This is a genomic window from Microbulbifer sp. ABF4_107 (assembly GCF_056312215.1).
In genome coordinates, this window is the sequence record NZ_CM149983.1 from 110,977 (window position 1) to 136,332 (window position 25,356).

21 protein-coding genes and 2 pseudogenes are annotated in these 25,356 nt (G+C 55.4%); 13 read left to right on the plus strand and 10 right to left on the minus strand.

The features are described from left to right. Positions 1-16: 16 nt before the first annotated feature. Positions 17-340, minus strand: a pseudogene (locus ACYX4K_RS00350) (integrase core domain-containing protein); the annotation flags it as partial. Positions 341-443: 103 nt separating this feature from the next. On the opposite strand from ACYX4K_RS00350, the gene ACYX4K_RS00355 reads away from it, so the two are divergent. Both ACYX4K_RS00355 and ACYX4K_RS00360 read left to right on the plus strand, forming a co-directional pair. Further along, entirely contained in the window at positions 444-689 is a 246-nt protein-coding gene (locus ACYX4K_RS00355; protein ID WP_475090786.1) for a type II toxin-antitoxin system CcdA family antitoxin, read from the plus strand. Next, the gene (locus ACYX4K_RS00360; protein ID WP_475090785.1) at positions 689-1,006 is read left to right on the plus strand and encodes a CcdB family protein; all 318 of its coding nucleotides are present in this window, start codon (positions 689-691) and stop codon (positions 1,004-1,006) included. Before ACYX4K_RS00355 ends, ACYX4K_RS00360 begins: the two co-directional genes overlap by 1 nt. A 105-nt stretch (positions 1,007-1,111) precedes the next feature. Here ACYX4K_RS00360 and ACYX4K_RS00365 read toward each other — a convergent pair whose 3' ends face one another. The 6 genes from ACYX4K_RS00365 to ACYX4K_RS00390 form a co-directional block, all read right to left on the minus strand. Next, positions 1,112-1,756 carry a hypothetical protein gene (locus ACYX4K_RS00365; protein WP_476178739.1) on the minus strand — a complete coding sequence of 215 codons (645 nt, stop codon included), beginning with the start codon at positions 1,754-1,756 and terminating at the stop codon, positions 1,112-1,114. 484 nt (positions 1,757-2,240) lie between these two features. Next, on the minus strand, positions 2,241-2,687 hold the full coding sequence (locus ACYX4K_RS00370; protein WP_475090783.1) for a hypothetical protein: 447 nt from the start codon (positions 2,685-2,687) through the stop codon (positions 2,241-2,243). A gap of 123 nt (positions 2,688-2,810) precedes the next feature. Continuing rightward, positions 2,811-3,365 carry an isochorismatase family protein gene (locus tag ACYX4K_RS00375; protein ID WP_475090782.1) on the minus strand — a complete coding sequence of 185 codons (555 nt, stop codon included), beginning with the start codon at positions 3,363-3,365 and terminating at the stop codon, positions 2,811-2,813. Positions 3,366-3,526: 161 nt separating this feature from the next. Next, positions 3,527-3,847 (minus strand): hypothetical protein, encoded by a 321-nt coding sequence (locus tag ACYX4K_RS00380; protein ID WP_476178740.1) that lies wholly within the window; start codon positions 3,845-3,847, stop codon positions 3,527-3,529. A gap of 234 nt (positions 3,848-4,081) precedes the next feature. After that, the gene (locus ACYX4K_RS00385) at positions 4,082-5,395 is read right to left on the minus strand and encodes a type II toxin-antitoxin system HipA family toxin (protein ID WP_476178741.1); all 1,314 of its coding nucleotides are present in this window, start codon (positions 5,393-5,395) and stop codon (positions 4,082-4,084) included. Further along, positions 5,389-5,736: a helix-turn-helix transcriptional regulator gene (locus tag ACYX4K_RS00390; RefSeq protein WP_043320704.1), complete on the minus strand. Its 348-nt coding sequence runs from the start codon at positions 5,734-5,736 to the stop codon at positions 5,389-5,391. Before ACYX4K_RS00390 ends, ACYX4K_RS00385 begins: the two co-directional genes overlap by 7 nt. Positions 5,737-6,042: 306 nt before the next feature. Between ACYX4K_RS00390 and ACYX4K_RS00395 the strand changes: the two genes are divergently transcribed. The 9 genes from ACYX4K_RS00395 to ACYX4K_RS00435 all read left to right on the plus strand — a co-directional run bounded on the left by ACYX4K_RS00395 (position 6,043) and on the right by ACYX4K_RS00435 (position 19,103). Then, positions 6,043-7,614, plus strand: coding sequence for an MFS transporter (locus ACYX4K_RS00395; RefSeq protein WP_475090779.1), 1,572 nt, complete (start codon positions 6,043-6,045; stop codon positions 7,612-7,614). A gap of 203 nt (positions 7,615-7,817) precedes the next feature. Next, complete coding sequence (locus tag ACYX4K_RS00400) at positions 7,818-9,797, plus strand: alpha/beta hydrolase family protein (RefSeq protein ID WP_475090777.1); 1,980 nt, start codon at positions 7,818-7,820, stop codon at positions 9,795-9,797. 65 nt (positions 9,798-9,862) lie between these two features. Then, positions 9,863-11,242, plus strand: coding sequence for an alanine/glycine:cation symporter family protein (locus ACYX4K_RS00405; protein WP_475090776.1), 1,380 nt, complete (start codon positions 9,863-9,865; stop codon positions 11,240-11,242). Between the two features lie 177 nt (positions 11,243-11,419). Next, positions 11,420-13,552: an NHL repeat-containing protein gene (locus ACYX4K_RS00410; RefSeq protein WP_475090774.1), complete on the plus strand. Its 2,133-nt coding sequence runs from the start codon at positions 11,420-11,422 to the stop codon at positions 13,550-13,552. A gap of 329 nt (positions 13,553-13,881) precedes the next feature. Next, complete coding sequence (locus tag ACYX4K_RS00415) at positions 13,882-14,490, plus strand: bactofilin family protein (protein ID WP_475090772.1); 609 nt, start codon at positions 13,882-13,884, stop codon at positions 14,488-14,490. Between the two features lie 81 nt (positions 14,491-14,571). Beyond that, complete coding sequence (locus ACYX4K_RS00420; RefSeq protein WP_475090771.1) at positions 14,572-15,783, plus strand: hypothetical protein; 1,212 nt, start codon at positions 14,572-14,574, stop codon at positions 15,781-15,783. A gap of 73 nt (positions 15,784-15,856) precedes the next feature. Continuing rightward, entirely contained in the window at positions 15,857-17,233 is a 1,377-nt protein-coding gene (locus ACYX4K_RS00425) for a hypothetical protein (RefSeq protein ID WP_475090769.1), read from the plus strand. Continuing rightward, complete coding sequence (locus tag ACYX4K_RS00430) at positions 17,233-17,976, plus strand: OmpA/MotB family protein (protein ID WP_475090767.1); 744 nt, start codon at positions 17,233-17,235, stop codon at positions 17,974-17,976. The genes ACYX4K_RS00425 and ACYX4K_RS00430 overlap by 1 nt, the downstream gene beginning before the upstream one ends. Next, positions 17,976-19,103, plus strand: a complete 1,128-nt coding sequence (locus ACYX4K_RS00435) for a hypothetical protein (RefSeq protein ID WP_475090765.1) — start codon at positions 17,976-17,978, stop codon at positions 19,101-19,103. The genes ACYX4K_RS00430 and ACYX4K_RS00435 overlap by 1 nt, the downstream gene beginning before the upstream one ends. An 81-nt stretch (positions 19,104-19,184) precedes the next feature. Here the strand turns inward: ACYX4K_RS00435 and ACYX4K_RS00440 are convergent, their stop codons facing one another. From ACYX4K_RS00440 to ACYX4K_RS00450, 3 genes and pseudogenes are all read right to left on the minus strand, one after another. After that, positions 19,185-19,805 (minus strand): L,D-transpeptidase family protein, encoded by a 621-nt coding sequence (locus ACYX4K_RS00440; RefSeq protein WP_475090763.1) that lies wholly within the window; start codon positions 19,803-19,805, stop codon positions 19,185-19,187. Positions 19,806-20,350: 545 nt separating this feature from the next. Then, complete coding sequence (locus ACYX4K_RS00445; protein WP_475090762.1) at positions 20,351-22,006, minus strand: alpha-amylase family glycosyl hydrolase; 1,656 nt, start codon at positions 22,004-22,006, stop codon at positions 20,351-20,353. A 262-nt stretch (positions 22,007-22,268) separates the two neighbouring features. Next, positions 22,269-22,949 (minus strand): annotated as a pseudogene (locus ACYX4K_RS00450) (UPF0149 family protein). Positions 22,950-23,232: 283 nt separating this feature from the next. Between ACYX4K_RS00450 and ACYX4K_RS00455 the strand changes: the two are divergent. Then, the gene (locus tag ACYX4K_RS00455; protein WP_475090760.1) at positions 23,233-24,414 is read left to right on the plus strand and encodes a hypothetical protein; all 1,182 of its coding nucleotides are present in this window, start codon (positions 23,233-23,235) and stop codon (positions 24,412-24,414) included. Positions 24,415-24,423: 9 nt separating this feature from the next. Beyond that, a complete protein-coding gene (locus ACYX4K_RS00460) occupies positions 24,424-25,329 on the plus strand; it encodes a hypothetical protein (protein ID WP_475090759.1) in 906 nt (301 codons plus the stop codon). Positions 25,330-25,356: the final 27 nt, after the last annotated feature.

The following is a 25,356-nucleotide window of genomic DNA, read 5'->3' on the forward strand; positions in this document are numbered from 1 at the left end:
TAATGTGCCAAGGCTGTTATCTGCTGATTATCGAAATGGATTTTACCGGCATCCCATCATTTTTCTGATGGGGTCGTATTTGGCTGTAGTAGCCAATGATGCAACTCGTGATTCCCTGTTTAGCAGCAAGGAAGGATTTGTAGCCGGTTTCCGGCACCCACTCTGTTTTGAGGCTTCGGAAGAAGCGCTCCGTCGGAGCGTTGTCCCAGCAGTTTCCGTGGCGGCTTAGGCTCTGCGTCATTCTGTATCGCCACAGTTGCTGCCGGAACGCGAGGCTTGTTTACTGGCATCCCTGGTCGGAGTGGAACATGATGCCCTCCGGTTGTCCGCGCGATTCGTATAAATGCCACCGGACCTTGAGCCGCCCGCTAGTGGTTGATTTCCGACCAGAACCAGCCTAGTATGGAATGCGCACTATTATGCGCATAACTTGGAGCGCCACTATGACCACTCTTTTTGACGCAAATGCCCCCAAGAAGGCAACAAACCTCAGCATAAATAGTGACCTGCTGGTCAAGTCCAGGTCGATGCACATTAATTTATCCGCGACTTTGGAGCAAGCGCTAAGCCAGGAGCTCGCAAAGCGAGAGGCTCAAAAATGGAAAGATGAGCATAAAGCTGGAATTAAGGCCTACAACGAATTTGTTGAAGAACATGGTTGCTTCAGCGATGAGTTTAGGAATTTCTGATGCCGCAGTTCGACGTATATAAAAATCCCAGCAAGACAACTCAGAAGACTTTTCCCTTTATTCTGGATATTCAGCACGAGTACATTTCTGATATAGGAACAAGGATCGTGCTCCCTCTCGGCCGGTTGCAGTATTTTAAAAATGAAAATCTCGGGAAGCTTACCCCCGTGATTGAATACGAAGGTGACGAGCTAATCTTACTCACGCCACAGATTGCCTCCATGCCAACGAATAGACTAAGAAACCCAGTCGGTACACTCGAGCATTTTCGAACAGAAATATTAGCCGCTCTGGATTTTGCTATTACCGGCATTTAACGCCGCGCTCAGGGGCGGACAATGCTATGCACCTTTGTGCAACAATGGAAGCGTAGCGACCAGCACAAAGGTGCATAGCGTTGGCCGTCCCTCTGCAGCGCTTTGTTAACTGCTGCCTTGGGATTCACTCCGGAGCTTAATTAGATGGTCACCAACTGGAAGGTAGCATGGCTTCGAGTCAGCATAGTACGGGCTAACTACGATATTAGTTATTTCCCCGTTTTCTCTATCAAGTTTGATTTTCGGATTCCTAGAAAACCAACCAATAGATTGGGATACTGACTGCCTTACTTTTTCGCAGTAGCCACTTTCCCGAGAAACGTAGACCCTAGAGATAAAGTTCCCCGTTGAATCAAAAAGCGCGAAATTGTAGCCATGAGGCATTGAGCCGGCTTGAAGATCTGATAGACCAGCAAAGTATGCTCCCCCCTCTACCGGAACTATTTTCGTGAACGGTGTTGTTTTTGCATTGAAAATAACTTTACCGTCATCTTTTCTAATTATACGTAAATCTGAATTTTCAACCGTCCACGCACGAGCAATATGGGAGTGCAAAACATAAACATCATCACTCTCCGACCATATATGAAGATTGCTTCCGCGTGGCTGATCTGCTTGAGAAAAGACAGAAATCAACATACCTAAAATTGAAATGATAAATTTTCTATTCATGACAGTTAACGCCGCGCTCAGCCGCAGCTTACTTTGGGCGCTTTGTTGCGCGAAAATAGGAGCGTAGCGACTGCGCAACAAAGTGCTCAAAGTAAGATGTCGGCTGCAGCGCCTTGTTAACGTGCACCGCCCTTTGGGCCGCTACGGACTAAATTTTCTGCTTGAGACTTGCCGCCCGCACCCATATAAAAAGGGTGAGAATTAGCCACAAGCCTTTCTCTACATTACAAAAAACCTGCAGTTTAAGGCGCCGCCGAAATTTGGTCACCTAACTTGCAGCCAACAATTTCTAGCGGACTATGCCTTTCTCCATCATTTCGGATGGCCGGTAAAATCCCGAAGCACCAACCTTCTCTTTACCCGAACCTGGAATCAACCACAATCCGCTATTCAATGCTTTTTAAATTCGATTTCTCTCAGCCAGCCCACAAACTACTTTCTTGCCTCAGCACGTTAACGCCTTGCTCAGCGGCGGCTTACTTTACGCAGCTTTTGCGTGAAAATGGGCGCGTAGCGACCGCGCAAAAGCTGCGTAAAGTAAGACGTCAGCTGCAGCAAATTGTTATGTGTGTTCAGGGTGCTGACTCTCGAACTCCGGAGAGCACGGACTATATATTTCAAGTATCTCATTCTCACTCCAAAGGCGATATAAATTTGCTTTTCCATTTACTTCTTCATACCAGCTGAACTTTTCTCTGAGATAGTTGAGGTAATCTGATTCAGACACTACCGACAAAAACCCATCATTAGTTAACTGAAGCGAGGAATCTCCACTATCGCAAGACTCATTGATCACTTGAAAAGTATAAATAAGATCAAATTTTATTGTTAGCTTTTGGGCTTTCCTTGGTGAATGTACTAAGTGCGCCCCTTCAACTGGAGCGCCTTCCTCTTTGGTAGAGGAAGAATCTGACTTAACCATTTCCAATAGAACGATTGAAATCCCCAAATTTTCATAGGAAATAGTGTCAATTAACCATGAGTAAGCTTTATCCAATTCACTCTTCATACTATGTACACATAACGCTCAGCGCAGGCGCAGACAACGCGGAGCGACTTTTGTGTTAATGTTTGAGCGCCAGCGAGTAACACAAAAGGCGCGTAGTGTTGGCTGTCGCTCTGCCGCTGCTTGTTATACGCCCAGGGCCTCGGCCGTAGTGATAACCTGGCAGTATTCACCATGCAGATTTGATAAATATAACCAGTGTACATCGTCAGCTGAATAGTTTTTACCATTTAATGTCGATATTCCATAAGCTGCCGTTGCATCTCCAGGCAAATAGACTTGATAGCCTAAGCCGGCGGCGACTCTTACAGTTGCATCAATAGAGTTGTTCACCAGCACCCCGCAAATGACCAGCTCCGTGGCTCCAAATTTTTTAATATGGCATTCAAGATCTGTATTGATAAATGCGCAATTTTCAGATTTTGTAACTACGACCTCATCGGAGAGTGGTGCTACCAGACTTTTGAAAGAAAAGCCGTCTGATGACCGGTGGTACGGAGAACCTTCATATTTCGAAGCATGCCTCACATGGATAATTGGCAGTTTTTTGCCACGCCATTTTTCAAGTAACTGAGCGATTCTGTTTTCAGCTTGTTGCTCACTTCTTTCTGTACTTGCATACGAATCAATGGCGTTTTGGACATCAACAATAACAAGTATCGGGTTCTCTGACTTAATCAATTTTTACCACCCGCGTATAACGCCCACGGCAGGGGCGGCTTACCCTATGCGCGTTTTGCGCGAAAATGGGAGCGAAGCGACCGCGCAAAACGTGCATAGGGTAAGCCGTCCCGCGGAGGCCCGAAGGGCCGGAGCTTCACTGCCCGTGATTGTTAAGCTTTTCACTCGGACCATGGGCCAGCGCCTTGGGAGCCAACACCTAAAAGAGCACTACTTACCCCGAGATCAATTCTTAGTGCCTCTTGCGAAAATTCGATAGAACTTACTTTCTGATAATACTTGTACTGCGCGGGAGATAACGCGAGGGCGTACGCATATTCCTCATGTTCGCCTTCTAGCCCCGTGAGTGAGAGAGCAGTTTTTACTTGATTGAATTTCAAGTTACTGCTCTTTCCATATTCATCTCTCAATTTAGAGACAAACAAAGTGCGAATCTTGCGTAGTTTTCTCCTTTTGCTCCACAAGCGCTTTACTAGATTCATCGTTTCAATGCTTAACAGTTTTATTCAAAAGCCCCAGATATAGACATAATGTCTATATCTGGACATATATTGCCATATCTACCCATTATGCCTATATCTACCCATTTCGGTATATGTCTATATCTAGGCATATTTGGTTTCATACTACGATTTACCGCCTGGCTCGCACGACGGATATGGCGCCAGATGCCATTGGCGGGGGTGGCAAAGCGGCGTCTCATTCCTTGCGCGGGTCTACAGCTGTAAACGCAGATTGCTTTCGATTTCCTCGATCAGTGTTGTCGGCACTTCCTGCTCGGTGGCCAGGCGGCGCCAGTGGGAGACCTGCTCGGTTACTTTATCCACAACGCTGTCGATTTTCCGCTTGCTAAACAGTGGGCTGATGCTTTCCAGGCTGTAGATGTCTTTTCGGGTAAATCCGTCCCGTTTGCCGTTCAGGGTCATCCAGTGGCTGTTTACCCAGCGGCTGCCTGGTTTGTAGCTGTATGCGAGGTCGTAGGCGGGGGCCAGTTGCCAGGTTTTTCCCTTGAGCTGGAAGGCAAAGTTCTTTGCGTGGTCGTCGTGGTTGCGTGCGACGATATTGAAGACCAGGCGGTGCAGCAGCTGTTCTGCGTCTCTGGCGGTGAGTTTGAGCTGGCGGGCGATGCCGAAGAGTTCGGCGTAGGAGTAGGAGCCCGGTACCTTGTAATCTACATGGGCGATGCCGTTCAGGGTCTGGATATGGATTTTGTCATTGCCGTGGCGGTCAAAGCGCTCCGTTACAAAGTGTCTGCGGTTGCCCTCGTGCAGTAAATGGCAGGGCATCATGTCGATCCCGCAGCGGGTGGCCATCTGGTGATAAACGTATTCCATGGCGCCGAACCCCATGGGGTCACCGAAGGTTTCCTGATTCTTGTTGTGTTCGCTGACGCCATCAAACTTCATCAGATAGTGGGTGAACCCGGTGGGCACGTCTGTCTGGCCGGAGCGCACCTGGGTGAAGTCCTGGTTGAAGGCGAGTACGGCTTTGGGGCGGGCGCCGCCGGCGCTCATGCCAACGGAGAGCAGGGCGACCATGGCTTCCCGGTTCTCACCGTTCTTCTCCAGTTGAACCTGAAAACCGGCGCGGCTATCGAGCACTTCCTGGGCGATCGCGACCAGTTCGTCGATGGCGATATCCTGGGAGGCGTTGAGTTTTTTGATGCGTGTGGCCGGGCTGTATTCCAGGGCGCCCATACCGCGCGTGCCGGTGTATTGCAGCCGTTGCAGTGGGGTGATGTCCTGGGGTTGTTTGCCCTGGGCGGCCATCCAGGCGTTGAGTACGGCATTGCCGAAATCGTCCGGGAGAGAATCGGCTATCAGGCCGGGGAGGCCGCGGAAGGTTTCAAAGCGCAATTCCGGGAAGCGGTAGATGCGCCGCGCCAGGGGCATTTTAAGTGGTGAGAGTTCGATGCCGGTGTCGATAAACGCGGGGTCGTATTCGAAGGCGCCGAGGCCGCTGTCGGTATCGAAGCTGACGGCGCCGGCGGTCTCGCCCTGATATTCGACGTTGATGACTTCCATTACCATTCCGCTTCCTCCCGGGTGTCTTCTTCACCCCCTTCCTCTTTACCGCGTTGACCGGACGCCCGTTGGCGCTGTTTGCCCTGGAGCTTGGCCAGCTGGATGGGGGAGGGCGGCTGCGGAGGCAGGAAATTGTCCAGTTGCTGGGTGAGTTCCAGGGCCTGGAGAATGGCGACCAGAACCTCCAGCTGGGCTTTGCCTTTTTCCGCGTTGAGCACCGCTTTGCGACTGACGCCGGCGCGCTCGCCGACTTCCTGCTGGGTCAGGTCCAGGTTCAGGCGCGCCTGCTTGAGTCGCTGGCCCAGCGCCCCGGCGATGGCGGCGGGCGATCTGCTGGTGTAGTCCATTGGGTAGCCCTCAGGCTCGAAATCGTAGCGATTGTGGTTAAGGTACGCTTTATGGAACCTTAATGGGTTTGTTCAGCATTATGTGCCCATTTTAGGACCTTGTTAACATCTATTTAATGTGCAGGAATAGGGATTTTACCGGCACTTTAAGCATTAAAGTCCAAAAAAGGGATCTTTATGGTGATTGTGATGAATAGGTTGTGTGCCCGCGGGCCGATATTCTCCGCCCCCGCCGGGGAGGATGGCCCCAATTGCCCCTGCTGAGACAATCCCCGCATAACCATAAGTCAGTCAGCGGTGATCCCAATGTCTCAAAATCCATCCACGGCGGCGGTTGCCGGCGCCAAGCCTCAGTTGAGCTTCTGGCAGATCTGGAACATGTGTTTCGGGTTTCTCGGTATCCAGTTCGGTTTTGCCCTGCAGAACGCCAACGTCAGCCGAATTTTTCAGACCCTCGGGGCCGAAATCGACGATATTCCGGTGTTATGGGTGGCCGCACCGCTGACCGGTTTGCTGGTACAACCGCTGATCGGCTATTTCAGTGACCGCACCTGGACCGGCTTTGGCCGCCGCCGCCCGTTCCTGCTGGCCGGGGCCATTCTCTCTTCCATCGCCATCCTGTTTATGCCGCATTCGCCCACTTTGTGGATCGCTGCCGGCATGCTGTGGGTGATGGACGCCTCCATCAATGTGTCCATGGAGCCGTTCCGCGCACTGGTGGGCGATATGCTGCCACAGAAGCAGCGCTCCTTTGGTTACGCCTTGCAGAGCTTCTTTATTGGTGTGAGCTCGGTGGTGGCCTCGGCCATGCCGTGGATGCTGGCCAACTGGTTTGATGTTTCCAATACCGCGCCGGAGGGCGTGGTGCCGGATTCCGTGCGGATTTCCTTCTATGTCGGTGGTATCGGTTTCCTGCTGGCGGTGCTGTGGAGCGTATTCCGCACCCGTGAATACAGCCCGGAGCAGCAGGCTGCGTTTGAGGCGGCGGAATCGCCCGAGCTGCAGGAACAGACTCAGGAAGCCGAGCAGGATCACAGCGCCGGCTACCGCAAAATCGGTGGTGCCATGCTACTGGTGGGAGCCGCCTTTGCCGCGTTCGTCTGGCAACAGGGGCTGGATCAGCAGCTGTACATTCTCGCCGGACTGATTGCCGGCCTTGGTGTGATGCAGCTGCTGGCGCTGGTATTGCGCGCCAAGTCCGGTGACGACAAGGGTATGCTGGAAGAGATCGTATCCAACCTCTACTCCATGCCCGATGCCATGAAGCGCCTGGCCTGGGTGCAGTTTTTCTCCTGGTTTGCGCTGTTTGCCATGTGGATCTATACCACCGCTGCGGTCACCAGTTTTCACTTCGGCACCAGCGAAGTGACCTCTCAGGCCTACAATGATGGCGCCGACTGGGTGGGCATCCTGTTCGCCACCTATAACGGTTTTGCCGCCCTCGCCGCACTGCTGATTCCCGTGATGGCCCGCACCCTGGGCATGCGTCTGTCCCACAGCCTGAACCTGGCCCTGGGTGGTCTTGGCCTGCTGTCTTTCCTGTTTATCCGCGACCCGCAGTGGCTGCTGCTGCCAATGCTGGGTGTGGGCTTTGCCTGGGCATCGATCCTGTCACTGCCCTACGCCATGCTCTCCACTCATGTGTCCACACGCAAGATGGGCGTGATGATGGGGATCTTCAACGGCTTTATCGTGATTCCACAGCTACTCGCCGCCAGCGTACTGGGCTTTGTACTGCGCACCTTCTTCGACAACGAAGCCATTTACGCGCTGATACTGGGCGGTGCCAGCTGGCTGCTGGCGGCGGTCTGTGCCCTGCGGGTCAGCGAGCCGAAAGCGGCCGAAACCGACGGCGACCTGGCCCAGGCCGAAGGCTGAGTAACTGCTGCGTCCGCAACGTCTTCTTTGATATCACTGATCGATGTCATCTTCCGTTTGCCCCGCTGGTCGGGGCTTTTTTGTGTCTGTCGTAAATACAGGGTTGCGGCGGAATATCTGTCGGAAATGCGGTAGGATTTGCAGACTTTGCTGCGAGAAAAATACATTTTTCCGATAATAATTTTAAAAAGGTGGGTCTGGTGATGATTTCCTGGTTGGCGCGATGCCACATTCTCAAGCCTGTGGTGGGCCTGATACTCTCTCTATTCCTTGTGTCCCCTGGGGGCGCGAAAACGAATGAACTGACCGCCAAAGACTATGGTGCCCTGCCAAAAGTCAGCATGCTGACGGTCTCCCCCAGCGGCGAACGCATTGCCTTCCGCATGACCGGGGAAAACGATTCTGATATCGCCATCGTGATGTCGCTTGCGGAAGGCAAGCGGTTGAACGCCGTGAACCTCTCTGAAATAACGCCGGAATCCATCTATTTCGCCAATGAGAACGAGCTCATTCTGGTGGCGTCGAATGTGCGCAAAATGTGGGGGTTTCGCGGCAAGCTGGATTTGAGTACCGCTTACGCCTTTAACGTGGCAAATGGCGAGGTGCGTCAGCTGTTGACCCCGGGAGACGTGATCTATGCGGGGCAGACCGGGCTCGGCAGTATTGTGGGGCTCTCGCCCGATAACAAGTACGCCTATATGCCAGCGTATGTGCCCGACAGCAAGAATGATCAGAGCCCGCGCAAGTCACTGCTGCGGGTCGATCTGGATAGCCCGCGCTACCCCCGGGTACATTTCAAGGGGCGCTCGTCCTCCTGGGATTTCTTCGTGGACAACAAGGGCGAGGTGATCGCACACGAGTTGTTCGATAACAAACGCAACCTGCACCGTATGCTCGCGCGCCACGGTGATGAATGGAAAGAGATTTACCGCGAGGAGACTTCGGTACCGTCGATCAGTTTTATGGGGCTGACCCCCGACCGCGAGTCACTGATCGCCATTGCGAATAATGGTGAAACCAATCGCAACGACTTTTACACCTTGTCACTGATCACTGGCGAATTCGCGAACCTGGGTTTCGGTCGGGATGATGCGGATGTGGAATACACCTACACCAGCCTGGACCGCCGAGTGTGGGGAGTGCGCTACTCCGGTTTTACCCCGAGTTACCGGTTCTTTGATCCGGCGCTGGATCAGCGGATGCAGGACATTCAGGCACAGTTTGCCGGACACTCGGTGTGGCTGCGTGACTGGAGCGCAGAGTGGGAGCATCTGGTGGTGTACGTGGAGGGCTCGCAAGTAGCCGGGGATTACTACCTGTTCCCGAAAGAGGGCAGCCCGGTACTGCTGGCTTCCGCCAGGCCTCAGATCAGCAGTGAGCAGATTCATCCCATCGCGACCATGAATTTCAAAGCCCGCGATGGCATGGTGATTCCCACACTGCTCACCTTGCCGCGAACCAAAATGGACAACCTGAAAAACCTGCCCGCGGTGATTCTCCCCCACGGCGGCCCTGCCGCTTACGATCGCGTCAGCTTTGACTGGTTGGCCCAGGCGCTGGCCAATCGGGGATATCTGGTTGTACAGCCGCAGTTCCGTGGTTCCACCGGTTTTGGTCTCGACCATCACCTGGCGGGTAACGGGGAGTGGGGCGCAAAAATGCAGGATGACGTCACCGACTCGCTGGATACGCTGGTGCGCAAGGGCATTGTTGATCCCCAGCGCGTGTGTATTGCCGGGATGAGTTACGGCGGATATGCCGCGTTGGCCGGCGGCGCATTTACCCCTGAAAAGTACCGCTGTGTGGTATCGGTAAATGGCGTAAGTGATCTGGAGCGGATGCTACGGGATGAGCGGCGTGACAACGGCAGGCATCACTGGGTCGTCAGTTACTGGGAAGAAAGCATGGCCCGTGGTGAAGTCGACAAAGACCGCTTACGTGCCGTGTCTCCGGTGCGGTTTGCGGAGAACTTTCAGGCACCGGTATTGCTGATTCACGGAGAGGACGATGTCGTGGTGCCGATACGGCAGTCTGAATACATGCACAAGCAGCTCAAGCGCAAGAAAAAAGCCGTGGAGTTTCTGGAATTGAAAGACGAAACCCACCACCTCGTCACGGGAACTGCCCGCATGCAGACCACCGAGGCCATCGTCGCGTTTATCGACAAACACCTGCAGCCTTGATTTGAGATTTATTGATGATTGGGTGAGGATAGCCGGTTTTCGCAACCACTTTTGCTCACCTAATTATGTCCTTTCTCAATACTCTGGAATCCGCCCTCAATACCTTCGTTGCCTACGCTTGGGGCACGCCGCTACTGGTGCTACTGGTGGGCGGAGGCCTGTTCCTGCTGATCAGCTCCCGGGCTCGCCCCTACCGTCATCTTGGCCACAGCATTGCCCTGCTGCGGGGGAAATACGACAACCCCAATGATCCCGGCCAGGTGCCGCACCGGCAGGCGCTGTCCACTGCACTCTCGGGCACTCTGGGGCTCGGGAATATCGCCGGGGTGGCTATTGCCATCAGCACCGGCGGACCCGGGGCAATTTTCTGGATGTGGGTGACTGCGCTGGTGGGCGTGGCCACCAAGTTCTACACCGCGACGCTGTCGGTGATGTATCGCGGCCGCGACAGCAACGGGGAGGTCCAGGGCGGACCCATGTATGTGATTCGCGAAGGGCTGGGTAAACGCTGGCTACCGCTGGCCTACCTGTTTGCCATTGCCGGCCTCGGCGGTCTGCTGCCTTCCTTTCAGTCCAATCAGACGGTGCAGTTGCTGCGGGTATCATTCGCCGAACCGCTGGGCTGGGTAAGTGCGGACAATGCATTTCTGTTTGATCTGGGGCTCGGTGTGCTGCTCGCCGCCGCGGCACTGGTGGTGATTGTTGGGCGCATCCAGCGCATCGGTCGGTTTGCGGTACGTATCGTGCCCGCTATGGTGATTTTCTATCTGTTGCTGACCCTCGGAGTCATCGGCTATTTCTGGCAGGAAATTCCCGGGGCTTTCGCGCTGATTTTTACCGATGCCTTTTCCGGTGAAGCCGTGGCCGGTGGCGTTCTTGGTACGGTGATCGCGACGGGAATCAGTCGCGGCGCCTTCTCCAATGAGGCAGGTATCGGTACCGAGTCCCTGGCCCACGGCGCGGCCAAAACCACCGAGCCGGTGCGCGAGGGTGTCGTGGCCATGGTCGGGCCGATCGTGGACACCCTGATAATCTGTACCTGTACCGCGCTGGTGATTCTGCTGACCGGTGTGTGGCAGAAGGGCGAGGGCATCGAGGGGGTGTCGCTGACGGCAAATGCGTTTAGCAGTGTGTTTGGCGGCTGGGGTCCTGTACTGCTGTTGATCATGGTGGTGCCGCTGGCCTTCAGCACCATCGTTACCTTCTGGTACTACGGCATGAAGTGTTTCGTGTTCCTGTTTGGCGCGCGCTTTCAGGTGGTATACACGGTTATCTATCTGTTGCTGATCGTGCTTGGCGCGGTGCTGTCGCTGAATATCGTAAACAGTCTGATTATCGGCATGTACGCGGTAATGGCGATCCCCACCATGGTTTCCACCCTGTTGCTGTCCGGTCGGGTGAACCGGGCGGCGCACGATTATTTTGTGAAGACTCCGGGCGTCTGATTGCCCCGGTGCACGGGCACCCCTGTGCCATACTTTTTTCGGGAGACTCTGAAAGCCTGTGGTAACACCGGCCTGTTCAGAGGCTCCCATGGCTCGCGAGTGTGGGCGCAGGTATCCAGGAAGGATACATCCGGGAAGTAGAGGTGCCATAGCACCGGGTAGTAGGGATGCTCGACCATGGAAGTACGCGGTTTTCGCGGGCGCCACGCCTGCCTCTTTGTTGCGGTCATTGGGCTGTTTTTTTCGTTCGCATCCTTTGGGGCGCAGCCTGACAGGAGCCGGGACAGCTTTCGACATGGCTGGCTCCCCGCGCCTCCCGCTGCTGAAATTATTGAGGGCTCGGTCAAGAGCCAGCATTTCCCCCTTGCGGGCTACCGCATATCGCTCTACGCCAATTTCACTATTGCCGGTGGCTTCCAGCGCAAACTGGCGACGGCGGTGAGCAAGCCCGATGGCAGTTTCCGCCTGCACTACCGACTGCCTCCGGGCCTTATCGCGACAATGCCGCCGGTGTTGCTAATGGTTGCGGAAAGGGGGCTGGTGACCCTTGCCACGGTCGTGTCCAGTAGTGAGGTGCCGCCACAGCTGGTGATCAACGAGCGCACTACCGTTGCTACGGCGACTGCCTTCGCGCAGTTTATTCGCGACCGACAGTTGCGCGGCAATCATGTGGGGATGCAGAACGCCGTTAAAATGGTGACAAATATGGCGGACCCGGCTTCCGGACGGGCATCCGATGTTTTGCGGCAGACCCCCAATGGCAGTGAAACCAGTACCTTTGCAACGTTTAACGCTCTGAGTAATGTGGTTGCCGCCTGCGTGGCCTCCAGCGAACACTGTGAACAATTGTTTGCAGCCACTTCAGTGGCGGGCGCGCCCCCGGCGGAGAATGTTCTGCAGGCGCTGGCCAACCTGACCCGAAACCCGTCTTACCCCCTTTACCCGCAGGACAATGCGGACCCGATATACCTGCTGTCCCTGGCGGCGCCTTTATACCAGCCGGCGCTGGAGCAGCGTCCCACAAACTGGCTGCTGTTTATCAAATTTACCGGTGGCAAGTACTCCGCACAGGATCGCTTCAACCTGATGAACGGGCCGGGAAATATCGCCTTTGATACAGAAGGCAGTGCCTGGATTCTGAATAACTACATTCCCAAGGCCACCAATCAAAACGCCTGCGCAAGCCAGCGTTTATTGCGCTTTTACCCCTGGGGTGAAACTTATGAAGGGTCGCCTTATTACGGCGGTGGCCTGAGCGGTGCGGGATTCGGTATCACTCTGGATCCACGCGGCAATGTATGGGTGGGGAATTTCGGTTTTGAATCGCCGGCCTGTGCCGACGGTACGGTACCGCCAGATCCGGAAAATAAAATTCCGGCCACCCACAACAGTGTCTCGCTGTTTCACAAGAGCGGTCGGCCGATTTCCCGCAGCAATGGCTTTACCCGGGGCAATATCTGGTGGCCGCAGGGAACGGTTTCTGACCGAGAGGGTAATATCTGGGTAGCCAATTGTGGCAATGACACGGTGACCATGATTCGCAGTGGCAATCCGCTGCTGGCAAAAAATTTCCTGTTGCCCGGTGCCAATCCCGATCTGCAGCCCACCGAGTCGCCATCCCTGAAGCCTTTTGCGATTGCCATCGACAAGCGCGGACGGGCCTGGATTACCGGCAACAAGGCCGAGCGCCTCTACCGTATTGATCAGCGCGGCAATGTGGAGGAAGTGAATACCGGTGGTGCCGAACTGTCATGGCCTATGGGTATCTCCAGTGACAGCAAAGGGAATATGTGGATATCCAATTCCGATGCAGTGAATGTGCCCTGTGTGGACCCGCTCGATCCCCAGGGGGGCGGTAACCCATCCATTGTATTTATGCCCGCGGATGGTGGGGCACCGGTACAGGTGTTTGGCAGGGGTGGGTTGAGTATTCCCTGGGGTAACGCGGTGGATGGCAGTGATAGCCTGTGGGTGTTCAATTTCGGTCACACCCCATTTGAGGATGTACAGGCAGATACGGTTTGGCCGGACACCGGCGTGTCGCGTTTTTGTGGGGCTGGCGAGTGCCCGCCCGGAATGTCAGTCGGTGACCCAATCTCCCCGGATACCGGCTACACCAGTGATGCCCTGGAGCGCATTACCGGGGGCGGTATCGACCCATCCGGAAATCTCTGGTTACTGAACAACTGGAAGAAGATCGGTCCCTTCGTATACGACACCAATCCCGGCAGTAATAGTTTCGTCATTGTTCCCGGTGCGGCGACGCCGGTAAAAACGCCCCTTATTGGTGTGCCGCGCCACTTTCCTTAGCCGTAGTCGGGAATAATTTGTATTCAATGAAAAGGTGGTCCTGTAGAAATCTGTGCGATTTTTCGCTGAATCAACCGCAATTTAAACAGTTCGGCAATTGACCTATTGCACTCTTTTTGGCCAGTGGCGAGTGCTTTTTATACGCGGTATGAAAAAGGTTTCACTGCCATCTGCATTTGGCGCCTAATTTTGTGTGAGGGGTTTCACAAACTTGGAGCGCGGTTTGATTTTTGTCTCAACGGCTATGGGAACCAGTGAAGAAAAGCGCTACAAACGTTGTTTACCTAAAAACATAAACATTTCTCTACGGTTACAACTTAGGTGGCAATATGGCGAATCCGCTCGATCCAAAACCAGATGCGAATCTGGATTCCAACTCTTTTCTTTCCGGCATGAACGAAAATGGTGCGAGCGAACGTCCGTTCGCGGATAAGCTCGAATCCACGATGGCGAAGGATCGCTCGGTTATCGGCAAAAATATCAAGTTCCGCGGCGAACTGATCGGCACCGAAGACCTGCATATTGAAGGTACCATCGAAGGTACCGTGATTATGGAAGGCCACGACCTGTCCATCGGTCGCGAAGGTGAAATCAACGCGAATATCCACGCGCAGAACATTGTCATCAACGGCACCCTCACCGGCGATGCGCTGGCAGACGAGCTGATCGAGATCCGCAATACCGCTGTAGTGAAGGGCAACCTGACTGCCCCGCGTATTCAGCTGGACGACGGCGGTAAGTTCCGCGGCTCCATGGATATGGTCGACACCGACGACGAGATGAAAGCCCGTCACTCCGAGTTCAAAGACAAACTGGTTCACCCGAATCTGCCGCCGAAAGACGAAGCGCCGAGCAAGCCCGCCGCGAAAAAATCTTTCGCACCGGCTAAAGACGCTGCCAAGGATTCGGCCAAGGACGCGGAGCTGGCTGGCAGCTGATCCTCCGCTGCAACGCCGCATCCCCCCGTGCGGCGTTGCCTTCTTTCTCCCGGCTCACGCCCCGAATTCCTGCGATAGACAATGCAACACCGCTCTTTTGGCCTCGCTGCGTTAACGACCGAGATGGTCAAAAGCGGGGACCGAATACTCGACCTCGGGCCTCTCTCGTCCGGTACCACTCAGGCTTTTCTCGGCCTTAACTGCCAGTGTCATATCGAAGACCTGGTGGAATACCTCGCAGACAACCAACACGCCAGTGACCCACTGCAGGCGCTGGAAGATCACCTGATCCCCAAGCCGGAAAAACTCAAGTTTGATGTGATCCTGTGCTGGGACCTGCTGAATTTTCTCGAGCTGGATGTTATCCGCCACCTGATCCGTCTGCTGGAGCCGCATCTGAAGCCGGGTACGATTCTGCACACCATGCGTTATACCGGGCGCAACCAACCGCATAAACCCCGGCGCTTCCGCCTGCTGGATAATTTCTGCTTTGAATATGTGGACGATCCCAGCTACCCGGAGGTCGCGTCCAAGGGTCACTCTACCGTCACGCTATTGAAATGTATGGACCGTTTCAGCCTGTTCAATTCCCTGATGAAGCGGGAGGGTATGGACCAGAATGTCACCGAGCATTTTCTCGAGTACGACAGCACCACGTCGCGCAATCAGGTACGCAGCGGTGGCGCCTCCGATGTAAGCGCCTATTTTCGCCAGGTGCGCGACGATGAGCGGCTGGAGTTTGCCGGTGTGCGCAAGGCATTGAGTGCGTTGCCCGCGGCGGCCACGGTGCTGGATTGCGGGCGTAAAAACGGGCGCAATATCGATGCGCTGAAAAAGAAGGTCGGTTCGCTGTATGTGGAAGATCTGCACGCGTCCCTCACCTGGCGCAAGAAGATGCACGGCGAGACCAGCGGCTTCAGTGAATCCATGTTCAGTTTTGATCCCGGCACCCGGCTGGATGGGGTATTCCTGTGGGATCTGCTGAATTTCTGCAGCCCGGAACAGATTGCGGCGCTCGGTGAATTACTGGCGGGGCGCATGACCTCCGGTGGCCAGCTGCATTTTCTGGTGTACAAATCCAGCCAGCAGCCGCAGCGCCCGGCGATGTTTGAGCTGTTGGAAGATGAAAAGGTCGCGGTTACCGGAATCTCCGAAAGTCGCAGCGAACGCAGCCTCGGCAATACCGCCGATCTGATGCGCCTGCTGCCCGGCTATCGCCTGTTCAGTCACCACTTGGGACGGCTGCCATCGGGGGATTCGGTGCAGGAGTTTGTGTTGCAGCTCAAAGCCTAGTCGCCACCGCATGCTGGAAACAGAAAGAACATTAAAAAATTAAACCGAGAAGATTTCACACGAGATTGCTTCCATGTCTGAATTTTTGCGCTCTGTCTTTGTTGCCCTGAGCCCGGATGCGGTGACCGAGGGTTTCCTTTCCCTGATGCTGGTGCTGTTTGCGCTGGCGCTGGTGTGCCGGTTTCTGCGCCGCGCCGCTGAGTTTGTCGAACAGGCGCCGGGCCTGCTTACCTCCCTCGGTATCCTCGGCACTTTTACCGGGGTCATCATCGGCCTGTTCGAATTCAGTCTGGGAGATATTGATCAGAGTATTGCCAACCTGCTGGATGGTTTGAAAACTGCCTTTATTACCAGCGTGTGCGGCATCGGCCTGTCCATCGTCCTGCGCGCACTGACCCGTTTTATTCCCATGCCCGGCGACCATGCGCCGGAAACCGAACTGTCGGATATTCACATGGCGTTGCAGCAGCTGCAGGGCGCCCTGGTGGAAGGGCAGGAGCGTCAGCTCAAGCAGAGCGAAACCCAGCTGGCGAATTTTTCCGAGCAGATGTCCAGCGCGCTGGTCGCGCAAATGGAGCAGGTGGTAACCCGTTTCAACGAGCGTGTGGAAAGTCAGTTTGGTGAGAACATGACCCGCTTTGGGGAAAACTTTGCCCAGTTTGACCGCATGGTGGAAACCCTCACTCGCGAATACAAAGCGCACGAGGAGCGGGTGGAATACTGGTCCGAGCATTGCGATACCGCGGTGATGGGGCTGGTGCAGGTGGCGCGGGATCTGCAACAGATCCATCAGCAACTGGCGGAAGTGCCGCAATTCTTTGAAGGTATGCAGGGGGTTAACGATCAGGCCCGCGCGCAGATGCAGGCATTGAATGAACAGCTGGAGCGCTACCGCGGTGTGAGTGTGCAAATGCAGGAAGTACTGCCGCACCTGGGCGAGCGCATCGATCAGTTTGTGCAGGGTATCGATGTGGTGCAGCAGGTGATGACCAGCGACATGAAGCAATCACTGGTAAGTATTGCCAAGCAGAGCGAGCTGCTGGGCGCGCAGATCGCGGCGGTGTCCGGCGCCTTCGAAAAAATGTCCAGCCTGGATGCGGATTTTATCCAGGGGTTGGTGCAGGAGTCAGTGACTACCCACCGCAATGGTATGCAGGAACTGGCGCTGCAGCAGGCGCGTACCCACAAGGAAATGGTGGATGCCCTCAGTCACGTGATCCGCAAAAGCATGGGCGATGCAGAAAACTCTATCGGCAAGCAGTACCAGCTGGTGGAGCGCAAGATGGAAGAGGAAGTGGAAGGTGTTATCGCGGCCATGGGCCAGGCGCTGGCGACCATCAGCGGCCAGTTCACCCGGGACTACCGTCAACTGGTTGCGCAGATGCAGCGTCTCACCGCCACCGCCCAGTCTTCCCGGTCCTCCGAGCGCGCCCGTGAGGAAATCGCCTGATGAACTCGAGGTCCGGGTTTTCCCGTTCCGGCAAATTGGGCGTGGGCAAAGCCCGCTCCGCGCGCACTGACAGCGACGCCTCCTGGATCAGTGTTTCTGACCTGATGGCGGGCCTGATGATGGTCTTCCTGTGCATTGCCGTAGCAATGATGCGCTCGGTGATGATCGAGCGGGAAAAGATCCGCACCATCGCCATGTCTTACAAAGAAAACCAGCTGGCCATCTACGAGTCCCTGCAGAGCGAATTCGCCCCGGATCTGGCGCGCTGGGGTGCCACCATTGACCGCGATACCCTCACAGTCGCGTTCAATAACTCCGATGCCATGTTCGATACCGGGGAGGCAGCACTCAGCGATAGCTATCAGGTGGTATTCGAGGAGTTCTTTCCCCGCTATATGAACGTGCTGGCTCCATACAAGGCTTCGGTGGAAGCGGTACGGATTGAGGGCCATACCAGCACCGGCTGGGGCCAGACCAGCGACCGCAATGCCAGCTACTTCAACAACCTGCGCCTGTCGCAGGATCGCGCGCGCTCGGTACTGCGCTATGTATATACCCTGAACGAAGTAACCACTCACCACGCCTGGATGATGCAGAATGTGGCGGCGGTCGGATATTCTTCCTCGCGACCGATTTACAATGCCGATGGCAGTGAGAATATCGAACAATCCAAGCGAGTGGCCTTCCGCGTGATTACCAATTCCGAAACCAAGATTCACAGTATCCTCGAGGAGTCTTTCTGATGGGCCGCTGGAGCCGCCACCTGGAAGCGCTTACCCAGGCCATCTCCGGAATGGGGACGCCGTCCGCTCCCCAGCAGGACGGTGATATCGAGCTTGAGGAGCGGCCCGAGGTGCTGGAGCCATCTGCAGACCCGTCCGAGGACCTGGGTCAGCAGGGTGTCGATGAAAGTACTTTGGAGCGCGCCCTGATCAAGGGTATGGAAGTGGCGCTCGGAGATCTTGAGCAGACCGAACACGGTTGGGTGTACCGGGGCCACCCGGTAATGGTGTTCGCGGTGGATGTGACTGCCGTGGAAGACCGCGAGGTGCGCCGCGAGTTTTTTCAACGGGTCCATCTGGCCAGCTGTTGCGGTGCGCTGGAGGATGCGCAGCAGACTGTCTGGATCGGTACCGCGCGTGAGGCGCTGGCGGCCCCAGGCCTGGAGGAAGCCCCTCACGCCTGTGAATACTGTCTGGCCAAGGTGAATCATCGCGGCTATCGCGGCCTGGGTCCGCGGGACCGCAGTCGCGTAGCCGCGAACTTCAGTTTTCACTGGCACGTCAGCCAGTATGCGCAGGAATTCTTTCCCGGAAAGAGCGCACATTTCTGGGCCCCGGGCAAAATACCGCAGCCATTGCACCGTGCGGAAAATGAAGTATCTGACAGCGGAACCTGCGGGCTGTGTGAGTGGCAGGTGCCTGCCGGGCAGGGTTGGTTTATACCCATCGAGCGGGGCGCATCCTTGGGGCTGTCCATGGACAGTTGTGTTCTCTGTGCCCAGCAGCAGGCCATGGGGGTACTGACGTTACCGGATGCGAGTGCGCTGGAAGCGAGTCACTCCCGCCACAGCGCGAAACGGCAAACACTACCTGCCGAGGCAGCGGGGGATAGTGCTGAAGACAGCGAACGGGATTGGTCGAGTGTGCGCCGCCAGTTACCCCTGTCCTGGCATCCGCTGTGTGAACAGCTTGAGCGGAAGTTGTCTGCCCCCGTATTGTTCCACCGCTTTACCGGTTACGAAGGTATCGCCGTGCTGGCGTGGCCAGAGCATCGCCGGGGCATTGTTGCCAGTGAGGACGATCGCGCACTGCTGCCGGAGGGTTGGGATTTCTGGACACTGCGCAGTGTGCTGGGCAGTCTCGGTTAGGCAGCTATCGGCAATTAAAAAGGGCAGCGTTCGCTGCCCTTTTTTTGACTGGCTATTTACCATTTGTTCGCCGGTGAAGTGTTACTGGCGAATGGTTACCTTGGTGCCCATGGGGGAATTTTCGTAGAAAATTTTCGCCATATGCCAGGGCAGACGGATACAGCCGTGGGATTCGGGACGGCCGGTTACCTTACCCGCGTGCATGCCCACCGCACCGTTGACCCGCATAAAGAAGTCCATGGAGGCTCCGCGGAATACGGTGCCCGCAGGCCGTTTGTCACGGCGTACATCCACACTCGCTTTGCGCACGTAGCCGGCGCGGTCCACGTAATGTCCGAACAGGTTTGAACGGTGATCAATATCTTTTTCCGATACCCGGAAGCTGCCCGTCGGAGTGCGGTAGCCGGCGATACCCGTCGCTACCGGTGAGATACCGGCGAGCTGGCTGCCCTTGTAGAAGTACGCCCGTTGTTCACTGATATCGATAATGATGTGCGGTGCACCACCAACGACATCCCGGCGCCACCAGGCACTGCCATCGGTCATGGATCTGTGTTGCTGGTAGGGGTAGGGGTAGTCACCGGCTTGTGCCACCGGCGCAAAAACCGCAGACACGGCCAGTACCAAACTGGTGCCGATGGCGATTTTTTTGAATACCCGCTGGAAGGAATTGAACGTGACGGAAGTGAAAGAGCCTTGCATGCGTACCTCATCTGCTCTCGCGAGCAATTTGCAGGTCGGCGTCTTCGTGTTCGCTCGTGTGATTCGGGTAATCCGTGGGTGCCCTTTTTCGGCACGAACGAAGCCCTGCACCAGCGTGCACTAACTTGACCTGTGAATTTCCCCAAAGCGGTGAGCCGGTGTGTCCCGGATTGGCCGCGGGATGAGCCTGCCCGTCAGCACTGCTGGAGCGCAGTCCTCTGGGCAAGTGAGAGGCATGGTAGGGTCTGGGTTTGGCGCCTTTTACATTTAAATGGAATGACCGCGGGCGGCGATAGATGATTTCCGACGTGTGGGCGTGAGGCAAAAAAAAGCCGGCTGATGAGCCGGCTTCAAACCAATCCAGAAAATCTGGAAAGCGTGCTTTGACGAGAGAGCAACTAATTGACGATCTTATTGAGAGGTAACCTTTTGAGTGCCGGCACTGCCAGCGGTTCGATACAGGTGCGCAAGGGCGCGCCAATTTCTCAATAAAGTCCGAATTTTGTGATGTTTTATACCTGTTCGTTGGTGGTGACTGCCGCGGGTTACTTGCGGAAAAAGACCCGCGCGCCAGCCACCGGTAATTTAACCGTATCGCCATCTACGGTGCCTGCAAACCAGCTGGGGGTCATGTCTTCGCTGCCGGCAAACTCCGCCGGCAGGGTAAATTCGGCGGCCTCATGGCCCAGGTTCAGCACCACGAAGTAGCCTTCACTTTCACCGTCACCGCGCTCAAAGACCAGCAGGTCATCGCCGCTGTCCAGAATTTTCTGGCTGGCGGTGGCCAGTGACGGCGACAGTGCGGCGTGCCATTTCAGCAGATCGCGGAAGCGGTTCAGCATGGCGTACTGGTCGTCTTCCTGAACCGAAGCGGCCAGGTGGTAGTGTTCCTCCGCAACCGGCAGCCACGGCTTCACCTTGGAGAAGCCCGCGTTGATCTCACCGCCGTTGAACCAGGGCATGGGGGTACGGCAGCCATCGCGGCCCTTGAATTCCGGCCACAGGTTGATGCCGTAGGGGTCCTGCAAATCTTCGAAAGCCACTTCCGCTTCCGGCAGGCCCAGCTCTTCACCCTGGTACATGCACACACTGCCGCGCAGCATCAGTTGCATCAGGAAGAACAGCGGCGCGCGGGCGCGGGCGGCTTCCGGGTCGAAGCCCTTGTTCCAGCGAGTGAAAGAGCGCGGCACATCGTGGTTGGAGATGGACCAGCAGGGCCAGCCTTCCTCGATCACCTGGCGGTTTTTCTCCAGGGTGTCACGCAGGAACTGCGCGCTGCAGTCTTCCGACAGCAGGTCGAAGGAGTAGGCCATGTGCAGGCGGTTTTCCGTGGTGTACTCGGCCATGATCTTGTGGGTGTTGTCGTCGCCCACTTCGCCCACGGTGGTGGTGCCCGGGTACTGGTCCATCAGTTCCCGCACCCGTTGCAGAAACACCAGGTTCTCCGGCTGGGATTTGTCGTGAATGTGCCACTGGTACTCGTAACTGTTCACCGGCGGCAGACCGTTCTTGTCCAGCTTCACCGGACGCGCTGGATTGCTTTCCAGGGAGCGGTTGTGGAACGCGTGATTGATGGCGTCCAGGCGGAAACCGTCGACCCCGCGGTCGAGCCAGAATTTCAGGTCTGCCAGCAATTGCTCCTGAACTTCCGGGTTGTGCAGGTTCAGGTCCGGCTGCTCTTTCAGGAAGTTGGTCAGGTAGTACTGGCGGCGGCGGGTGCACCAGCGCCAGGCGCTGCCGCCGAAGTTGGACATCCAGTTGTTCGGCGCGCTGCCGTCTTCGTTGGCATCCGCCCACACGTACCAGTCCGCCTTGGCATTGTCGCGGCTCGCGCGGCTCTCCTCGAACCAGGGGTGCTGGTCGGAGGTGTGGCTCAGGATCTGGTCGATAATGACTTTCAGGCCCAGGGCGTGAGATTTCTCGATAACCTGGTCGAAGTCGTCAAGATTGCCGAAGATCGGGTCCACATCGCGATAATCGGATACGTCGTAGCCGAAATCCGCCATCGGCGATTTGAAGAAAGGGGAGATCCAGATGGCGTCCACGCCGAGTGATTTCACATAGTCCAGCTTCTGGCAGATACCCTGAAGGTCGCCGATGCCGTCGCCGTTCGCGTCGCAGAAGCTGCGGGGGTAGATCTGGTAGATAACGCTGTTGCGCCACCATTCCCCGTTTGGATTTCCGTTGTGAATACCGCTCATACCGTGAGTCCGTTTTGAAAGCTTTTTATGGATAGCTATTAGCTTAGGGTCAGTATGGCGGCGCTGGTGCCCGCTTACCTCCTCCCTGAAAGGGGGGAGGGGTCCGGTTACTGTGGCCTCCCGGTGGTTTGGCGGTATGAACTGCTAGATGCGCTGCGCTTATCTACCCTACAGGTGGGCGGAGGAGGGGCTGGCATTGCGTAGGGTGGATAAGCGCAGCGCATCCACCCTGTTGCGGAGTGCGCTCTTCGCTATTGCTGCATCAATGCAGGCAACACTTCTTGTATTTCTTCCCGCTTCCGCAAGGGCAAGGCTCATTGCGCCCTATCTTGGGCTCGGCAAGGAGGGGCTCCGATTGAGCAACGGGGGGCGGCATTTGATCCTGACGCTGATCCAGCCAGTAAGCGTGGAGAATGCGGGCGGAGGGCTCGACTTCGGCTTGGGCGTCGGCTTTTTGTTCTTCTGTGAACGTATCAAGTAGCGCAATTCCTTGTTCTGTGGCGTGCAGGGAGATGAATGCCTGGGCGCTTTCGATACCCTCGGGCAGCGTGCTCCATAGATCGGCGCGCAATGCAACCGCGCGCATATATCCGAAGCACCACAGGCCAACAACTTCCTGGCCTTCCTCATCTTCGATGAACAGGGCCTCGTAGGCTTCCGGTTCCTCGAGAAGAACGTCTGCGCTGTTGTTCATAATCCTGAAAACGATGTCAACAAAGCGCGAAAACTCCTTTTCACTCTCCCACTCGGGCACTTGGTCTTCGCCACCCCAGATTTCCGGAATTCATTCGCTGGGTAAAATGATCTCCGGGCCCGACACAATGGCGGTAAGAAACCCCTCTAGCTCGGAGGCGTTGAAAATGCTGTGCTCCGACTCGTACTTCTCCAGCGTGGCGTCTAGAAATTCGAGGTCGTCTTGCTCGTCGTTTAGGGAGTGGTCCATATAAAGCTTATGCTTTCGCTTGCTTGAGGTGAGGGCGGTAGGGGGAGAATACAGGGCAGGGCCCGGGCATTCTACCGGGCGAGGCGGTAGGTGCACTGCGCTTATCTACCCTACGGGTGGGCGGAGGCAGGTGCGGTATTGCGTAGGGTGGATAAGCGCAGCGCATCTACCATTGATTGCAAAAGTGGTACGGGTGTGCACCCAATAGTCCTTGAAGGGGGTTATAGCGCTCTTTAAGATTCTGGGCACTTTCACAGGGAATTGAAATACGGCAAGGAATCGCATGAGTCTCCCACGTACCTCTCTCCAGCTTTCTCCAAAGAACACCACGCTGATCGCCGGACAACGCGCTGGCAAACCCATCAGTTGCGCCCCCGAGCTGAAACCGGTCTACGACCGCCTGCAGGCGGCTGCAGACCGCAATCACCACTGGGCGCGTATCGCCGTCAAGGAACTGAATGCACTGACCACCGGTATGTTGGGTAAAAACAACGTGTATGTACGGCCCGGTGAGCGCCAGCGTGGCACCGGTAGTGAGAAATATTATGTGTTCTTGCCGGGACTGAAGGCAACTGTGGTGCGATGGATGAATGATCAGTTTTGTATTTTGGAGCTGGACCTAGATGACAAATATTTCGAAATTAAGGGACTGGCCAAAGAGCGAAGCAAGCTGGGACTATATCGCGTCAGAAAAGAACGGGACCGGTGGGAGACTAAATATGTCCAAGATGGCAAAGTGCATAAGCAAAAAGGGCGCTTGGTAACCGTAGCGGACTCAGGATATGAATCCGCTATAGATGCAGCCTCCTACAGCATCCCAGGGGCATTAGAGTTTTTCGGCAAGAACACGGTAGGTATTCGGGAAGGTGGTGCCGACTTACATTTTACACCTGGTTCTAAGCCTATAGGCGGTCTCAGAAGCTACAACGCATTGATGATTGATCATTCCCGCGCGTCAGCTTTGCATCTGGCGGCAAGTATGGAGAGTGCGCGCGAAGTCAAAAATGTTGCTTGGGTGGCAGACTTTGGTGGATCAGCAGTGTTAACCCAAGCGATGCAAATACTTGTCAGCAAGGGGGTGACGCTGGAAGGCCACACGGTATATCTTCATAAGCCGCGCACTTCTCCTGGCAATGCGCTCAAGTTGGCTCATAAATTAAACTTGAGCCTAAATGAGAGTTTTGCCAATACCGGTCTGAACCCACGGGGTATATTAAGTCAGTTCTCAGTTGCGGGGGATCGACTGAATAACGATGATGATTCATACAATCGCGGGTACCACGCCTTCGCATGGTTTAAGGGTGTCGTGGGCGTTTCCACTCCCGTTGGTGTAACCGCTGCAATTATGACTAGCCCAACAGCCGCAATGCTAGGTGGTATTGCTACTGCAATTGGTGGGGCTGGAGCGATATATGCGATAGGTCAAAGTGTGGCTCAGGATTTGCGTCGGCGCTACAAATTATGAGGGGATTCCATGCGTAATTTGATTAAGTACCCACCATTGGAGTGGCGTAAAAAACATACCTATTGTTCCCCGCAAGGTCCGAGCTTTAACTCGGCTTCTAGGATCGAGATACAACTTGGCGGGAGTGCTCTGCAAATAAAAGCTCCAAACCATAGTCCACGGCGGTCAACAGTAAAGCAGGTACGAGTGATTCCAGGTCGAGATGTGTTGGCTGATCCGCGGCTTGGTCGATTTGCTGAAGGTGTTATGGCAAATCGAGATTGGGGGAGAATTTCTTTGCTAGCAAGAAATTGGGCTTTCTACGGACCGTGGATGAGCGGGTGTAAGGGCGAGCTTAGGATGAGTGTTGCTTTGATTGGCCGTGCCGAGAACTGTACTTTCTCCAATATTTCCTTTTTAAATCCGAAAGCTTTTGAAGTTGTGCTAGTTCGATATTTAAACGAGCTATACGGTCACGAAAACTGGGAAAATGAGGATTCGCATATTGCGCGGTACTATGGTCCTGTAGATTGGCAGTGTCATCATCATTTTCCTGTGCCCAGTGCCAGTTTCAAAATTTACAATCAGGGAGAAGACTCCAGCGATCTCGCTTTACCTGATCACTTGTTCGTGTTTCCGGTGACCAATCAGCACTTCGTTGAAGTCTGCTTTGTGCAGGAATACTACGGCCGTGACGAGAACGGTAATTTAGCTTTCGATACTAGTCCGATGCAGGAGCTTCAGGATAATGTGTTCAACAGCATAGCCTTGGAACTCGGGCCTGAAACTCAAGCCAAGGTCGACAAGATTAAAGCCGAAGTCGGAAACATGCAGCTCTGCAAAGTATTCGCCCCTCTGAAATGGCCCACCAATATCTATCCACCGGAGCCAGCAGGCGCACCGGAAATGCGAAAATCCTTGAAAGCCGGTTGTTAAAACCGGCTTTTTTATTGCCCATTTGGA

What these genes read in the sequence shown, in the direction of transcription:
- ACYX4K_RS00420 (WP_475090771.1), top strand. Translation starts at nt 14,572, where the DNA reads ATGCAACACCGCTCTTTTGGCCTCGCTGCGTTAACGACCGAGATGGTC.
- ACYX4K_RS00380 (WP_476178740.1), bottom strand. Translation starts at nt 3,847, where the DNA reads ATGAATCTAGTAAAGCGCTTGTGGAGCAAAAGGAGAAAACTACGCAAG.
- ACYX4K_RS00400 (WP_475090777.1), top strand. Translation starts at nt 7,818, where the DNA reads ATGATTTCCTGGTTGGCGCGATGCCACATTCTCAAGCCTGTGGTGGGC.
- ACYX4K_RS00355 (WP_475090786.1), top strand. Translation starts at nt 444, where the DNA reads ATGACCACTCTTTTTGACGCAAATGCCCCCAAGAAGGCAACAAACCTC.
- ACYX4K_RS00405 (WP_475090776.1), top strand. Translation starts at nt 9,863, where the DNA reads ATGTCCTTTCTCAATACTCTGGAATCCGCCCTCAATACCTTCGTTGCC.
- ACYX4K_RS00415 (WP_475090772.1), top strand. Translation starts at nt 13,882, where the DNA reads ATGGCGAATCCGCTCGATCCAAAACCAGATGCGAATCTGGATTCCAAC.
- ACYX4K_RS00395 (WP_475090779.1), top strand. Translation starts at nt 6,043, where the DNA reads ATGTCTCAAAATCCATCCACGGCGGCGGTTGCCGGCGCCAAGCCTCAG.
- ACYX4K_RS00385 (WP_476178741.1), bottom strand. Translation starts at nt 5,395, where the DNA reads ATGGTAATGGAAGTCATCAACGTCGAATATCAGGGCGAGACCGCCGGC.
- ACYX4K_RS00425 (WP_475090769.1), top strand. Translation starts at nt 15,857, where the DNA reads ATGTCTGAATTTTTGCGCTCTGTCTTTGTTGCCCTGAGCCCGGATGCG.
- ACYX4K_RS00390 (WP_043320704.1), bottom strand. Translation starts at nt 5,736, where the DNA reads ATGGACTACACCAGCAGATCGCCCGCCGCCATCGCCGGGGCGCTGGGC.
- ACYX4K_RS00445 (WP_475090762.1), bottom strand. Translation starts at nt 22,006, where the DNA reads ATGAGCGGTATTCACAACGGAAATCCAAACGGGGAATGGTGGCGCAAC.
- ACYX4K_RS00440 (WP_475090763.1), bottom strand. Translation starts at nt 19,805, where the DNA reads ATGCAAGGCTCTTTCACTTCCGTCACGTTCAATTCCTTCCAGCGGGTA.
- ACYX4K_RS00410 (WP_475090774.1), top strand. Translation starts at nt 11,420, where the DNA reads ATGGAAGTACGCGGTTTTCGCGGGCGCCACGCCTGCCTCTTTGTTGCG.
- ACYX4K_RS00430 (WP_475090767.1), top strand. Translation starts at nt 17,233, where the DNA reads ATGAACTCGAGGTCCGGGTTTTCCCGTTCCGGCAAATTGGGCGTGGGC.
- ACYX4K_RS00435 (WP_475090765.1), top strand. Translation starts at nt 17,976, where the DNA reads ATGGGCCGCTGGAGCCGCCACCTGGAAGCGCTTACCCAGGCCATCTCC.
- ACYX4K_RS00360 (WP_475090785.1), top strand. Translation starts at nt 689, where the DNA reads ATGCCGCAGTTCGACGTATATAAAAATCCCAGCAAGACAACTCAGAAG.
- ACYX4K_RS00370 (WP_475090783.1), bottom strand. Translation starts at nt 2,687, where the DNA reads ATGAAGAGTGAATTGGATAAAGCTTACTCATGGTTAATTGACACTATT.
- ACYX4K_RS00455 (WP_475090760.1), top strand. Translation starts at nt 23,233, where the DNA reads ATGAGTCTCCCACGTACCTCTCTCCAGCTTTCTCCAAAGAACACCACG.
- ACYX4K_RS00460 (WP_475090759.1), top strand. Translation starts at nt 24,424, where the DNA reads ATGCGTAATTTGATTAAGTACCCACCATTGGAGTGGCGTAAAAAACAT.